This is a genomic window from Oceanihabitans sp. 2_MG-2023, assembly GCF_030547245.1.
In the GTDB taxonomy this organism is placed as follows: Bacteria; Bacteroidota; Bacteroidia; order Flavobacteriales; family Flavobacteriaceae; genus Oceanihabitans.
Genome location: NZ_JAUOQT010000007.1, coordinates 1 through 14,053, shown reverse-complemented (window position 1 = coordinate 14,053; position 14,053 = coordinate 1). Strand labels below are relative to the sequence as shown.

The window sequence follows — 14,053 nt, the reverse complement described above, 5'->3', positions numbered from 1 at the left end:
ACTTTGGTTTTAACGATTAAAAAAAAATTGTAGATTTGCGAAAGACCTTTATTAAAATTTAATTAATCATACTATGAAATTAATATTAATTGCAATTGCAGTAATTCTTGTAACTATTGGGTTAGTTTGGCTTATAGATAAGTTCATTCCAACGAAGTTAAGACCAGTTTTAATGATAGCTCTTTGGGCTTTAATAGCCTTTTTAGGTTATCAAACATTTAATTCTATCTACGAGCCTATTAAATTTAATAAGGTAAAAGAAAAACGTTATGCAGAAGTAATTGCTAAAATGGTAGATGTTAGAGATTCTCAATTAGCACACAGACAAGTTAATGGTGATTTTGCTCCAGATTTTGAAAGCCTAATTAAATTTATTGACACTGCAGAGTTTACAATTACTCAACGTAGAGTTGAAACGGTTTTAGATAAAGAAAGAACTAGACTTTTTGGTGGTGTTGAAACCATGAAAGATATCACTGTTATTGATACTCTAGGTACTGTAGCTGTTAAAGATTCTTTATTCAAAAATTCGGATAGATATAGATCCATGATGAACATACCTTCTATTGAAGGAGCTAAAATTGAAATGAAATCTGGCTTACTTGGAGAAGAAGGTGAAAACAAGATTCCTGTTTTTGAAGCAAAATTATCTAAGAATATCATTTTAGCCGATCAAAACAAAGATTTATTAGCGCAAGAAAATGAAACAGTATCTGTAGATGGTGTTAATGGAGATGCAATTAGAGTTGGATCTTTAGAAGAAATAAATACTAGTGGTAACTGGCCAAAAACTTATGGCGACAGCGAGTAATACAACAAACATACTAATTAACCAAGAGTTGTCCATTCAAATAAGTTTGAATGGACTTTCTTTTTGTATACTACATCCAGATACAAACACTATTGCTTATTTAAAACATTTTAATTTTAGTCAAAAACAAACCCCTTTTCAAGTATTAGACGAATTAAAAAAGATATTTAATACCACACAAGCTCTACAAAGTAATTTTAACGCTTTAAACGTTGTGTACATCAACGAACTTTCTACTTTAGTACCAAAGCCTTTATTTAATGAAAATGCTATTGCAGACTATTTAAAATTTAACTCTAAAATACTACAAACAGACTATATAGCGCAAGACGTTATTGTTATAAATAACAGTGTAAATGTTTATGTACCTTACATGAATATTAATAATTATTTATACGACAAATTTGGCAGCTTTGCCTATAAACATTTTTCAACTATTTTAGTTGAAGAGATTTTGCTTAAAGAAAAACATGCACAAGATAAAAAAATGTATGTGCATGTAAACAATAACCATTTTGAAATAATTGTAACCAACCAAGGCAACTTAGATCTTTACAATACATTTACATTTACAACAAAAGAAGATTTTATATACTATATTCTTTTTACAGCAGAGCAATTACAACTTAACCCTGAAACGTTAAAACTTGTATTTTTAGGTAATATTGTTGCAGAAAATGAACTCTATAACATTGCATTTAAGTACATAAGGCATATAGCATTTGGCACACCAAATACCAACTACATCGTAGACCAAGAAACAAAACATTCTAATTATATTTTAAAGCATAGCTTTTAATGCGAATAATATCCGGCAAATACAAAGGCAGAAGAATAACTGCTCCAAAAAAATTACCAATCAGGCCAACAACAGATATGGCCAAAGAATCTCTATTCAACATTTTAAATAACCAATATTATTTTGATGATGTATCTGTATTAGATTTATTTAGCGGAAGTGGAAATATAAGTTATGAGTTTGCCTCCAGAGGAACAGAACAAATTACAAGTGTAGATGCTAACTATGGTTGTATTAAGTTTATTAATGAAACTGCTGAAGCTTTTAATATGCAAATACAAACCATAAAAAGTGATGTATTTAGCTTTTTAGAAAAATCTTCTACCAAACACACTATCATTTTTGCAGATCCTCCTTACGATTTTCCAGTTGAAAAGTTTTCTAAAATACCAGAACTAATTTTTCAAAATAACTTATTAGAACAAGAAGGATTACTTATTATAGAACACTCTAAACATACAGATATTTCTCACCTAGCTAACTACTCACACTCTAAAGGCTATGGAGGGAATATGTTTAGCTTTTTTGAAATAGCAGAAAACGAGTAAATTTATTTAAAAAGTATTTACTTTTCCTACGTATTAATACGCCTATTACTATGCGTATGTTTTTATATTCTTTTTTTTTTATTACCTTAGAAGTATCCTAATTAAATAAGCCAAAGAAATAACAATAATTCCTCTCAAGGAAGAGTTGATTTTATAGCAAAAAACATAGCCCTTTGCACAAAGCAAAGGGCTTGTTAGATAAAGTAAATCTATAAGCCGAATTTTGTACTCTAAAAGAGTCCTTATCATTTATCTACGTGTATTGTTACCAATACACTTTAGCTGCCTACCCTCTAACATCGCGCGTGTACGCTCAAGCATTAGTTTACATGACATTGCACCACATAGAGTTTACCTGGTTTCACTACAGCATTACCTGTACATACTTTCTGTTGCACTTTTCCTAATCTCACGACTGGTGGCTGTTAACCACTATGTTACACTATGGTGTTCGGACTTTCCTCCATCCCGATTTATCGGGACAGCGATAAGGCGAAATACTTGTTGCAAAGTTACAATAGAAATTTTATAAAATACAACTAATAAAGATCAAAAAAGGAATACACAAGATTCCCTCATTTAACGAAATAAATTGTTAATAACTCCTATTAAAATTCGCATTCATTATTCTATATTTTACGCTTAATTTTTAACTTTGTTATTCTATTCATTAACTAGCATGTAAAGATGCTAAAACACGTAAAAACAAATTGGAACACTTTGTAGTATCTGCTAGAAAATACAGACCACAAACGTTTAAAGACGTTGTTGGGCAACAAGCTATTACAAATACCTTACTAAATGCAATAGATAACAATCACTTAGCACAAGCATTATTATTTACAGGTCCTCGTGGTGTTGGTAAAACAACATGTGCTCGTATTCTTGCTAAAATGATAAATAGTGATGGTACAGAAAAGGAAGATGAAGATTTTGCTTTTAATATATTTGAACTAGATGCTGCATCTAACAACTCTGTAGATGATATTCGAAATTTAACAGATCAAGTTCGTATTCCACCACAAGTTGGTAAATATAAAGTATATATTATTGACGAGGTACATATGCTCTCTCAAGCTGCTTTTAATGCTTTTTTAAAGACTTTAGAAGAACCGCCAAAACATTGCATATTTATTCTTGCAACTACCGAAAAGCACAAAATAATTCCAACTATTCTTTCACGTTGTCAAATTTTCGATTTTAAAAGGATTACCGTTAAAGACGCAAAAAATTATTTAAAGTACATCGCTAAAGAACAGGGAGTAGAAGCCGAAGATGATGCGCTTCATATTATTGCTCAAAAAGCAGATGGAGCAATGCGTGATGCACTTTCTATTTTTGATCGTGTAGTTAGTTTCTCAGGAAAAAATTTAACACGTCAAGCTGTTACTGAAAATCTAAATGTTTTAGATTATGAGACCTACTTTACAAGTACCGATTTTATATTAGAAAATAAAATACCAGAATTACTAATTCAATTTAATACCACTTTATCTAAAGGCTTTGATGGACATCATTATATCGCTGGATTAGCAAGTCACTTTAGAGATTTAATGGTTTGTAAAAATGAACAAACCATAGAACTTCTCGAAGTTGGAGAACAAACTAAAGCAAAATATATAGCGCAAAGTAAAAAAGCTTCACTAGCTTTTTTGCTAAAAGGAATTGAACTCGCTAATGATTGTGACTTAAAATATAAAAGCAGTAAAAATCAACGATTACTCGTTGAACTAACTTTAATGCAGCTTGCCTCTATCACTTTCGATGGAGAAAAAAAAAATAGCAAAAACTACATAATTCCAGCTTCCTACTTTATAAAAAAAGGAATTACTCCAATTCCTGTACAAAGACCCAAAGCGGAAGAAAAAAGCCTTCCTAAGAAAGAAGAAAACAAAGCGGTATCCACCAATACTTCAAAGCCTATTGCTAAAAAAACTAGTATTACACAAACACCAAAAATTGATTTAAATTCTCAAAAAAAATCATCTTCTGGTTTATCATTACGTAGTATTAGACTTAAAAAAGAGCATCAAATTAAACAAATGGAAGTTGTTCTTGATGAAGAAGACTTACCATCAGACGCATTTACAGAAGAAGCAGCTATTGAAGCTTGGTATGCTTTTGTTAAAAAAATAGAAGAAAACGGACAATATAATCTCGCTTCTATTTTATCTATAGACAAACCAAAAATTTCTGGAAATACCATTCATGTAGAATATCCAAATGCTACTAATAAAGTGGAAGTAGAAAGACAACAATATCCACTTTTAGGTTTTATTAGGAAGAAACTTAACAATTATGATATTCATTTAGAAGTTACTGTAAACGAACAATTGGAGAAAAAATACGCATACACTTCTAAAGATAAATTTGAAAAGTTAATGGAGAAAAACCCTAATATGGAATTGCTTAGAAAAACATTTGATTTAGATGTCTAGTTTAAAAAAATACCTTCCACTACTCTTTTTACTAGTTATCATTCTACTTTTTAGTTGTGATGGCCGTGACAAAAAACACAGAACTGCACAACAAGATTTAATTGAAAACAAAGTATTGGATACTTTTTCTGGAGCTATTACTATTGTTCCAGAAACGTATTTTGAAAACGTTACAGACACGTTATTTAGTAATGGTTACCAAATACATACTAAATTTTACTCTAGTATGGAAAGTGGTCTTATTATTAAAGATAGTGCAGATTTAAAAACTTATTATAGAGATATTTTAATTGATATAAAAGTATCTAAAGACAATAAAGAAATTTTTAATAATACTATTGACAAAGCTTTTTTATTAGAAAACAAAATATTAAATAAAGACGAAACTACAACCTATTTGGTTTCCGATTTTTGGTTAGAAAACCTAGATCAAGAAGATGGATTTCCTATTCTTGTTTTAAAATATGTAAATCCAAAATCTAAAAAAAACAGGTTGTTTCGATTTAACTTTCATGAAGAAGGTTTAATAGTTGAAGAAGTAAAATAATATGCTAGGATTAAAACTACCAACAGATCCGCGTTGGGTAAATATTGTAGAAAAGAATATAGAAGATATTCTTACAGACCATGCTTTTTGTGAGCAAAAAGCAACAAGTACAGCAATTTCATTAATTGTAAGTTTTCCAGAGTACACAGAACTTGTACAAGAAATGGTTGCTTTGGTAAAAGAAGAAATTAGCCATTTTAAAATGGTACATGATATTATTCTTGAAAAAGGCTGGACACTTGGTAGAGATAGAAAAGATGAATACGTAATAGCGCTATTAAAGTTCTTTCCTAAAGGAGGAAGCAGAACAACACAATTAGTGCATAGGTTACTTTATGCAGCTTTAATTGAAGCAAGAAGCTGTGAACGTTTTCGATTACTTTCGGAAGCGTTAGAAGATAAAAAACTAGCTACTTTTTATAAAAACTTAATGGTTAGTGAAGCAAATCATTATACCATGTTTCTAGGCTTTGCAAGGCAATACGGAAACCGAAAAGAAGTAGATGAAAAATGGCAAAGCTTATTAGATTATGAAGCAGAAATAATGAAAGATTTAAGTAAAAGCGAAAGTATACATGGTTAACTAAAAAAGCCTTCAAGATAGTTCTTGAAGGCTTTTTTTATAGGATGTATTAACTACTTATATTTTTAAACCAATACCTAATTGAATGGTTGAATTTTTAGCTTCCAAATTTGCTTCATTATCATCTAAAATATTACCAAATCCATAGCTAAATCTAGCATCTATAAAGAAATTTTCAAATAAATCATATTGTAATCCTCCTACTCCAGAAAAAGTAAAAGTTTTATAACCATCTTCATAATCCCAAATTTTTAAATTTGCTTGCGGTCCAACTCCAATAGATAATTGACCAATATGATAACGTAAAGTAATAGGCAATTGTATATAATTAGCTCTTAAACTTCTGTCTTTTCCTCCTTCTGCAGAATACATTAATTCTGGCATAACCGATATTTTTTCAGAAAAAGCATAGTCTACAAAAGCACCAATAGCCAAACCATTTCTATGTGTATTATCAAAAGTTGGATCTGGTTCAAAATCTAAATTAGAAATGTTTACTGCTACACGAACACCAGAAGTAACATCTTGTGCTTGCATTAAAAAACCAGTAAATAAAAAAGCTATTAATAGTAAATTTTTTCTCATTGTTTATAAATTATAAATTAAAAGACTAAAGTAATAATAAAAAAGTTTCTAAAAGAATAAAACTAGATTTTATACCCTACTCCAAATTGAATATTTGTTTGTCTCACCTTATAATCAGATTCTTTATCAATTTTATTAGTAAAACCATAACTATATCTTAGATCTACAAATATTTCGCTTGTAATCATATATTCTCCTCCTATAATTCCAGAAAGCGCAAAGTTTTTAAACCCATCATTTTCTTCATGAATTTTCACACCTACTAAAGGTCCTGCACCTGCCGAAATTTTATCTGTAATTCTATATTTAAAAAGAATTGGTGCTTGAATATAGTCAATACGTAACGATTTTTCTTTAGCACCTTCAGCAGAAAATTGAAGTTCTGGCATCAATGCAATTGTATCACTTAAATCAAACTCTCCAAAAAATCCAAAAGCAAAACCATTTCTGTGTTGGTTTGTAAATTCTGGAGCAGGATCAAAATCTAAATTAGAAATATTTAGTCCTCCTCTAACACCATAAAGCACATCTTTTTCTTGTGAAAAACCGTAAAAAGAACTGCATAAAAGGGTTATAAATAGTATTGTTTTTTTCATCTTAATAAAAGTATTGATTAAGGTTAAAAATGGTTTGTTATTCATTTTAAATTTTGTTTTATAATACACACAAAATTTATAAGTGATGTTTATATAAGGTGGATAAATATAAATTAAATTCCTAAATTTCAGTCATATAAAAGATAAAAAGCAAATTTTTACTGTATATTACTTGAAACAGTATCGTAATACATACTCTTTATAATACCATCTGCTAAACCAATTTTAGGTACATATAAGTCTTTTGCCCCACTCCATTTCATTGCAGATAAATATATTCTTGTTGCTGGAATAATTACATCTGCTCTATCTTGATTTAAATTTAGTTCTGTTATACGTTCTTCATAAGAATACGTTTGCAACATATTATAGTAGCTTGTTAAATAAAAATAGGTTAACGGTTTACCAAATGCCTTACCAGAAATTTTAAATATTTTGTTAATGTTCCCACCAGAACCAATGACATCTATTTTATCGTAAATAGACGTTTTTTCCTTTATCCATTGCTCCAACTCGTACCAGGTTTCTTTTTTAACTATATCGTTTAGCAATCTAACGGTTCCAATTTTAAAGGACCTTGAGGTAACAGATTCCCCGTTTCTTATAACTGTAAATTCTGTACTTCCTCCACCAACATCTACATATAAGTAGGTTTTATTTTTATCTATAAATGCATGTAAATCTGTTGCAGCAATAATTGCAGCTTCTTCTTCACCATCAATAATATCTATTTTTAATTGCGTTTGTTCTAAAATAAGTGCTGCAGTTTTTTCTCCATTTACTGCTTCACGCATAGCAGATGTTGCACATGCTTTATACTTTTCTACTTTATGCGATTGCATTAATAATTTAAAAGCTAGCATAGTATCTAGCATTCTTTTAGTGTTTTCTTTTGATATTTTTTGTTTTACAAAAACATCTGCTCCTAAACGAATTGGCACACGTACTAACGAACTTTTTTTAAATCGAGGCGCTTTCCCTTTTTCTTCTATAATATTTGCTATTAATAGTCTTACAGCATTTGATCCAATATCTATAGCTGCGTATTTTTTTATAGATAACATTTATTGTCTATTTAGGTAATAATTATAGGTCTCAAATTGTGTTCTAACCTTTGGTTTATCATTACGTTTATATTTATTATTTTGACTTGCGTTTAATATTCTTGCTTTCACATTATCATTCCAGCAAATATTATAGGTGTCTATTAATTCCTGTTTAATTTCTTCATCATATATAGGACAGCTTACTTCTACTCTATTTTCTATATTTCTTGTCATCCAATCTGCAGAAGAAATATAAACTTTAGGATTGTTATTATTACAGAAAACGAAGAGTCTTGTATGTTCTAAAAACTTATCAATTATACTAATAGCTTCTATGTTTTCACTCATTCCTTTTTTACCAGGAATTAAACAGCAAAGACCTCTAATTATTAATTGAATTTTCACACCAGCTCGACTAGCTTCGTATAGTTTATCTATCATTTTATAGCTAGACATGCTATTCATTTTAAGCTTAATATATGCTGGTTTACCTGCTTTTACATTTTCTATTTCTTGATTAATTAATTTAAAAAATGCCGACTTGGTATAATGTGGTGATTTAATAATATGTTTGTATCTAAAAACACGATAATTCGTATCGAAAAAACTAAACACTTTATTGATGTCTTTTAATATTTTTTGGTTGGAAGTAAAAAGGGTATAATCGGTATATATTCTTGCTGTAGATTCGTTAAAATTACCTGTACTAATAAATCCGTAACGCACATTTTTATTGTTTTCTTCGCGCTCTACCACACACATTTTACTATGCACTTTTAAACCAGGAACTCCAAACAATAGATGGATGCCTTCTTGTTGCATTTGTTCGGCATAATCTATATTCGCTTGTTCATCAAACCTGGCTCTAATTTCTATAGATACCGTAACTTTTTTGCCGTTTTTTGCAGCATTAATTAGTGAGCTTGCTACATGCGATATTTGCGCTAATCGATAGATCGTTATTTTAATACTTTTAACAGAAGGATCTAAAGCAGCTTCCCGTAAAAATTTAACGATATATGAAAAGGTGTGATAAGGTGCATATAGCAAATAATCTTTTTTTGCTATTTCGCTAAATATACTTTTTTCAAGACTTAAACCTTTTATTGGTAAAGCTTCAATTTTGTTGTAGAGTAAATCGGTTCTTCCTAAACTAGGAAAGCTCATATAGTCTCTTCTGTTATGATATCTTCCACCTGGAATAATACTATCTGTATTTTCAATATCCATTTTTGTCATGAAATATTGAAGCGTTGTTTTGTCTATTGTTTTATCATATACAAAACGAACTGGATCTCCAATTTGTCTGTCTTTTACACTGTCTGATATTTTTTCAATAAAACTTTTACTTAAATCACTTTCAAAATCTAATTCACCATCTCTGGTGATTTTAATCATATGAGCAGAAATACTTTTGTAATCAAATATGTTAAAAATATCATCCAAACAATAACGAAGTAAATCGTCTACCATAATAATATAGTTTTTGTCATCTTGTTTAGGCAAAACAACAAACCTATTCATTGCTTTAGATATTTCAATTAGTGCATACTGATTTTCATTATTATTAAGCATCATATTTACTGCTAAATAAGCCGCACTATCTTTAAGGTTTGGAAGTTTTACAAACTCGTTAAGTACGATAGTTACTAATGCTGGACTTACTTTTTGAAGAAAGTAATTTTTAATAAATTGATGTTGCTCTTTATTTATTTGATTTTCCTTAATTATGAAAATATTTTCAGATTCTAACTTCTTTTGAATAACCTGTAAAATCTTTAAGCTTTCACTTTGTTGTTTAATAACTATTTGTGTTATTTTTTCTAATAAATCATTAGCTTTTATTCCTCCTAGTTCGCTTTTACCTCCTTTTCCAGCTTCAACAATACGTTTTACTGTGGCGTATCTTACTTTAAAAAATTCATCTAAATTATTAGAAAAAATCCCTAAAAAACGTAACCTTTCAATTAACGGAACATCCTCATCTTCTGCCTCTTGTAAAACTCTAGCATTAAACTGTAACCAGCTAACTTCTCTATTAATATATATGTTATTTAATTTTTCTGCTTTAGTCATTTAGTAGTGTTTTCTTAAACAAATATAAATTAATTAATACTTTTTTTAGTTCAAAAAAGATATAGATTTAAGTTATTTTAAATCCTTCGGAAAAATTTTTAATACCGTTTTTCCAGGTACTAAATGCTTCCATTTATCTATATTAAAATCTATACTAACTAAACCGCTAGTTGGTACGTTATCATATATAACAGAACCATAGGTGTTTACAAAAGATGTGATAGCAAAATTATGACCAAAAACCATTAAATGATTAATACGATTATCATAGTTTTTTATGACTTGAATTAAATCATTTCCAGAAAAATCATACAATTTACTATTTGTTTGAAAATCAATGTGTTGAAAATTTAGTGTTTTAATAAAAATCTCTGCAGTCGTTCTAGCTCTATTTGCATCACTTGAAACAATTAAATCTGGTTTTATAATTTGATTATCTAAATGTGTTGAAACTAAAAAAGCATCTTCTAACCCTCTCTTTTTCAACGGTCTCTCAAAATCTATCACTTGGTGTTCCCAGGAGGATTTTGCATGTCTAATTATTGTGATTTTTTTCATTTTTCTATTCGTTAAATTATGATATTTTAACGATTAAATGTAATCGCTATTCCTTTTGTCGAATTTTTGAGTTACTTAGCACTTTTATTTGATGGAAAACTAAAATCGCTATTAATTTGTTACATAAGCTATTAATTAATAACCCAAATTTAATAATTAAACTTAATCTAAACACATTTAAAATAATGTACTTCCCTCTCTAAAGATTAACGTCTTACTTTACATTTTGGTTTATTTTTAAAATATAATTATTTTAATTTATAAAAGTGACTTTTATACTATTTTTGTGTCAAAAACGGTATTGAACAATAAAGTAATTTTTATTAGTTAAAAATTTAAGATTTATATAATTATGAGAAAAGTAATCTTATTATTTGTGGTATGCCTAATATCACAATTTGGTTTCGCACAAGAATTAGTTAAACTTGATTATTCTGATTTTATGAATAGTCAATATATGAAAAGTAATTCTCTAGAAGGATTTAAATACTTAGCTACTGAAGCAGAAGTTGGTGTTGCTTACTTAGAGCAAAATGAAACAAAGACTTACAATACCGAAAATAGTATTAAGTTAATTCGAGTTACAAGTAGTAATATTGATAAATTAAATACATCCTTAAATTTCTCCAGTTCTGTAGAAATGATAATCATAGATATTTTAAAACCAAATTTAAATTTAGAAGCAATAGACTGCTCTAAACTTAAACAATTTGATAACCTAAAGTACATCTACTATAGATATCAAATAGATATTAAAAATAATAGTGAATTACAAAAGTTTAATTGTTTACCAGTTACAGTAAAACAATATTACACGAAACAATTAGCTTCTTAAAACATAGACTATGAAAACATATACTAATTCATTTTTAAAAGTAGTAGTCATTTTATGTCTATGCTTTTTTAGTTTAAATAATATTTACAGTCAAGTTAGAGTCCCTTTTACCCAAAGAACTGCAGCAGCTACTCCTGGTCAAACTCTTTATAGTATAAAAGGAGATTTTACATTAATTGGAAATACCAATTTAACATTACAAAATTATGGTGTAAATACTCAAAATGGTAATAATACTATGGTTGAAGTAGATGTAGATGGAGTTAGTTTTCCAGAGACAACAAACTCTTCCTCTGCAACGTTAAATTTTAGTACAGAAAATGGTGCTATACCAGAATGTTCTAATATTATTTATGCAGGTTTATATTGGACTGGTAGAACAAATAATTCAAATGTATCTCTTGCAAAAAGAAGTGTAAAGTTTAGACATGCAAGTCAAACAAGTTATCAAGATATTGTAGCAGATGTTAATGATATATATTATCCTGGAGATGGTAATATGTATGCTGCTTATGCTGAAGTAACAGATATAGTTATCGCAAATGGTACTGGTGAGTATTTTACTGGAAATGTAGAAGTAGGTACTGGTAATGGTGGTGGAACAGGTTATTATGGTGGTTGGGCAATGGTTGTTGTTTACGACAATGATTTAATGGAATGGAGAGATATTACTGTTTTTGATGGGTATGCATATGTAGTTGGTGGAATAGCTAGTAATACTTTAGATGTTAGCGGTTTCAATGCAATACAAAACGGCCCTGTAAATGTAAAACTAGGATTAATTGCTGGGGAAGGTGATCGAGGAATTGCTGGAGATTATTTAGAAATCTGGGAAGATAAAGATGACGATGGTGTTATAGATACGAGTATAATCCCTGCTATTGATGAATGGACTCCTTTATCTCATTCCGGAAATTCTACCGGAAACTTTTTTAATTCTTCTATAGAAACTGGAGGTAATGCTAGAAATCCAAACTTAACAAACAATACTGGTTTAGATATTAGTATGTTTTATATTGACAATACCAACAATGATATTATTGATAATGGAGCAACTAATACTAGCTTTAGATATGGATCCATTCAAGATACTTATATCATTTTTAATATTGCAATGGCTATTGATGCATTTGTTCCTTCTATTGATGGCCAAGTAGCTATAAATAATATAAACGGCGACAATTCAGTTACTGAACCTTATACTATTAATCCTGGAGAAACAGTACAATTTGACATTGATATTCATAATAATGGTAATGAAGCATTAGAAGATTTTTTAATACAAATACCAATTCCAGAAACTGGTGTTTTTAATCCTGGAAGTATTCAATACCAAGTAAATGCTCCAGCAAGCACTTCTGCTGTACCTTATTATGATGCCGCTTTTGGTACTAATGGAGGTATTATATGGGAATTTGGAGATTTACCGGAAGCAAATAATATTAGTGATGTACTAGCTACTCTATCTTTTGATATAGAAGCTTCTACGAACTGTGAAGCTTTTAACCCACCTAACTGTAGCCCGATAATTTCCTTATCAAGTGCATTAATGACAGGTACTGGTGCGGTTTCTAATAGCCCATTTTTTATAAAATTTAATAGTGGTTATCAAGATGCTCCATGTGTAGCTTACCCAATCACAGAACCAATTATAATAACTGTTATTCCTTCTTTAGAAATCGATAGCGCAGCTTCAAATCTTACTGTAGAATGTGATGGCTCAGGGAATACAACAGAAGTAAATGATTGGTTAACCACAGCTGGTGGTGCCAGTGTTGTTGGTGATTGTGTAATAAATTGGACTAATGATTACACTGGATTATCAGATAACCAATGTGGTGCAGCTGGATCTACAACTGTAACTTTTACTGCTACAGATACTTGTGGAAATACTACTACAACTTCTGCTTTGCTTACAATAGAAGATACTACACCCCCAGATCTTTCCAATTGCTCTGTTACAGATGAAACTTTAGAATGTAATGGAACAGATAATGAAACCATTGCTAACGATTGGAATGCTGCTAATATTTTAGCGTTACAAACTTGTCCAATTGATGATTGTAATATTTCTGCAACATATACTATCGTTTCTAATTATAATTTTAACAACCTTGTTTCTACTTGTGGTGCTGGTGGTACGATCGAAGTTATATATACAGGATCAGATGATTGTGGAAATGAAGCATCAATTACTGCGACACTTACACTAGAAGATTCTATTGGACCAGACTTATCAAATTGTTCTATTACAGATGAAACTTTAGAATGTAATGGTACAGATAATGAAACCATTGCTAACGATTGGAATGCTGCAAACATTTTAGCGTTACAAACTTGTCCTGTCGATGATTGCAATGCTACTGCTACCTATACTGTTGTTTCCAATTATAATTTTTCAAATCTTGTTTCTACTTGCGGTTCGGGTGGTAGTATTGAAGTTATATATACAGGATCAGATGATTGTGGAAACGAAGCATCTATTACTGCGACACTTACCCTTGAAGATTCTATCGGTCCAGACCTTACTGCTTGTACGGTTGTAGATGAAACCATAGAATGTAATGGAACAGATAATGAAACCATTGCTAACGATTGGAATGCTGCAAACATACTTGCACTACAATCTTG

Annotated in this window: 12 protein-coding genes, 1 other RNA gene and 1 pseudogene; 8 read left to right on the top strand and 6 right to left on the bottom strand. The window is 29.8% G+C overall.

The window, feature by feature from the left end:
- The first annotated feature begins 73 nt into the window (after positions 1 to 73).
- From Q4512_RS13645 to rsmD, 3 genes are read left to right on the top strand one after another with little or no spacing between them, the layout of a single operon-like run.
- Positions 74 to 811, top strand: coding sequence for a hypothetical protein (locus Q4512_RS13645; RefSeq protein ID WP_303425656.1), 738 nt, complete (start codon positions 74 to 76; stop codon positions 809 to 811).
- Complete coding sequence (locus Q4512_RS13640) at positions 795 to 1,610, top strand: DUF3822 family protein (RefSeq protein WP_303425655.1); 816 nt, start codon at positions 795 to 797, stop codon at positions 1,608 to 1,610. The genes Q4512_RS13645 and Q4512_RS13640 overlap by 17 nt, the downstream gene beginning before the upstream one ends.
- Positions 1,610 to 2,158 carry a 16S rRNA (guanine(966)-N(2))-methyltransferase RsmD gene (gene rsmD / locus Q4512_RS13635; protein ID WP_303425653.1) on the top strand — a complete coding sequence of 183 codons (549 nt, stop codon included), beginning with the start codon at positions 1,610 to 1,612 and terminating at the stop codon, positions 2,156 to 2,158. Before Q4512_RS13640 ends, rsmD begins: the two co-directional genes overlap by 1 nt.
- Before the next feature lie 196 nt (positions 2,159 to 2,354).
- Here rsmD and rnpB read toward each other — a convergent pair.
- An RNA gene (gene rnpB, locus Q4512_RS13630) (RNase P RNA component class A) lies at positions 2,355 to 2,662 on the bottom strand.
- Positions 2,663 to 2,868: 206 nt separating this feature from the next.
- Here rnpB and dnaX point away from each other — a divergent pair.
- From dnaX to Q4512_RS13615, 3 genes are read left to right on the top strand one after another with little or no spacing between them, the layout of a single operon-like run.
- Positions 2,869 to 4,596, top strand: coding sequence for a DNA polymerase III subunit gamma/tau (gene dnaX / locus Q4512_RS13625; RefSeq protein WP_303425652.1), 1,728 nt, complete (start codon positions 2,869 to 2,871; stop codon positions 4,594 to 4,596).
- Positions 4,589 to 5,143: a hypothetical protein gene (locus Q4512_RS13620; protein WP_303425650.1), complete on the top strand. Its 555-nt coding sequence runs from the start codon at positions 4,589 to 4,591 to the stop codon at positions 5,141 to 5,143. Before dnaX ends, Q4512_RS13620 begins: the two co-directional genes overlap by 8 nt.
- Before the next feature lies 1 nt (position 5,144).
- The gene (locus Q4512_RS13615; RefSeq protein ID WP_303425648.1) at positions 5,145 to 5,726 is read left to right on the top strand and encodes a tRNA-(ms[2]io[6]A)-hydroxylase; all 582 of its coding nucleotides are present in this window, start codon (positions 5,145 to 5,147) and stop codon (positions 5,724 to 5,726) included.
- Between the two features lie 57 nt (positions 5,727 to 5,783).
- On the opposite strand, the gene Q4512_RS13610 is transcribed toward Q4512_RS13615, so the two are convergent.
- The 5 genes from Q4512_RS13610 to Q4512_RS13590 all read right to left on the bottom strand — a co-directional run bounded on the left by Q4512_RS13610 (position 5,784) and on the right by Q4512_RS13590 (position 10,587).
- Complete coding sequence (locus Q4512_RS13610; RefSeq protein ID WP_303425646.1) at positions 5,784 to 6,311, bottom strand: porin family protein; 528 nt, start codon at positions 6,309 to 6,311, stop codon at positions 5,784 to 5,786.
- A 62-nt stretch (positions 6,312 to 6,373) separates the two neighbouring features.
- Positions 6,374 to 6,952 (bottom strand): porin family protein, encoded by a 579-nt coding sequence (locus tag Q4512_RS13605; protein ID WP_303425645.1) that lies wholly within the window; start codon positions 6,950 to 6,952, stop codon positions 6,374 to 6,376.
- 113 nt (positions 6,953 to 7,065) lie between these two features.
- Positions 7,066 to 7,971: a Ppx/GppA phosphatase family protein gene (locus tag Q4512_RS13600; protein ID WP_303425643.1), complete on the bottom strand. Its 906-nt coding sequence runs from the start codon at positions 7,969 to 7,971 to the stop codon at positions 7,066 to 7,068.
- Positions 7,972 to 10,029, bottom strand: a complete 2,058-nt coding sequence (gene ppk1, locus Q4512_RS13595; protein WP_303425642.1) for a polyphosphate kinase 1 — start codon at positions 10,027 to 10,029, stop codon at positions 7,972 to 7,974.
- Between the two features lie 72 nt (positions 10,030 to 10,101).
- A complete protein-coding gene (locus Q4512_RS13590) occupies positions 10,102 to 10,587 on the bottom strand; it encodes a histidine phosphatase family protein (RefSeq protein ID WP_303425640.1) in 486 nt (161 codons plus the stop codon).
- A gap of 352 nt (positions 10,588 to 10,939) precedes the next feature.
- Between Q4512_RS13590 and Q4512_RS13585 the strand changes: the two genes are divergently transcribed.
- Positions 10,940 to 11,422, top strand: a complete 483-nt coding sequence (locus tag Q4512_RS13585; protein WP_303425638.1) for a hypothetical protein — start codon at positions 10,940 to 10,942, stop codon at positions 11,420 to 11,422.
- A 10-nt stretch (positions 11,423 to 11,432) separates the two neighbouring features.
- A pseudogene (locus tag Q4512_RS13580) lies at positions 11,433 to 14,053 on the top strand (hypothetical protein); the annotation flags it as partial.

Bases quoted from the DNA above. Each gene is read 5' to 3' on its own strand.
- Q4512_RS13645 (WP_303425656.1), top strand. From the start codon at position 74: ATGAAATTAATATTAATTGCAATTGCAGTAATTCTTGTAACTATTGGG.
- ppk1 (WP_303425642.1), bottom strand. From the start codon at position 10,029: ATGACTAAAGCAGAAAAATTAAATAACATATATATTAATAGAGAAGTT.
- Q4512_RS13610 (WP_303425646.1), bottom strand. From the start codon at position 6,311: ATGAGAAAAAATTTACTATTAATAGCTTTTTTATTTACTGGTTTTTTA.
- Q4512_RS13585 (WP_303425638.1), top strand. From the start codon at position 10,940: ATGAGAAAAGTAATCTTATTATTTGTGGTATGCCTAATATCACAATTT.
- Q4512_RS13615 (WP_303425648.1), top strand. From the start codon at position 5,145: ATGCTAGGATTAAAACTACCAACAGATCCGCGTTGGGTAAATATTGTA.
- Q4512_RS13600 (WP_303425643.1), bottom strand. From the start codon at position 7,971: ATGTTATCTATAAAAAAATACGCAGCTATAGATATTGGATCAAATGCT.
- Q4512_RS13590 (WP_303425640.1), bottom strand. From the start codon at position 10,587: ATGAAAAAAATCACAATAATTAGACATGCAAAATCCTCCTGGGAACAC.
- Q4512_RS13640 (WP_303425655.1), top strand. From the start codon at position 795: ATGGCGACAGCGAGTAATACAACAAACATACTAATTAACCAAGAGTTG.
- Q4512_RS13605 (WP_303425645.1), bottom strand. From the start codon at position 6,952: ATGAATAACAAACCATTTTTAACCTTAATCAATACTTTTATTAAGATG.
- Q4512_RS13620 (WP_303425650.1), top strand. From the start codon at position 4,589: ATGTCTAGTTTAAAAAAATACCTTCCACTACTCTTTTTACTAGTTATC.
- rsmD (WP_303425653.1), top strand. From the start codon at position 1,610: ATGCGAATAATATCCGGCAAATACAAAGGCAGAAGAATAACTGCTCCA.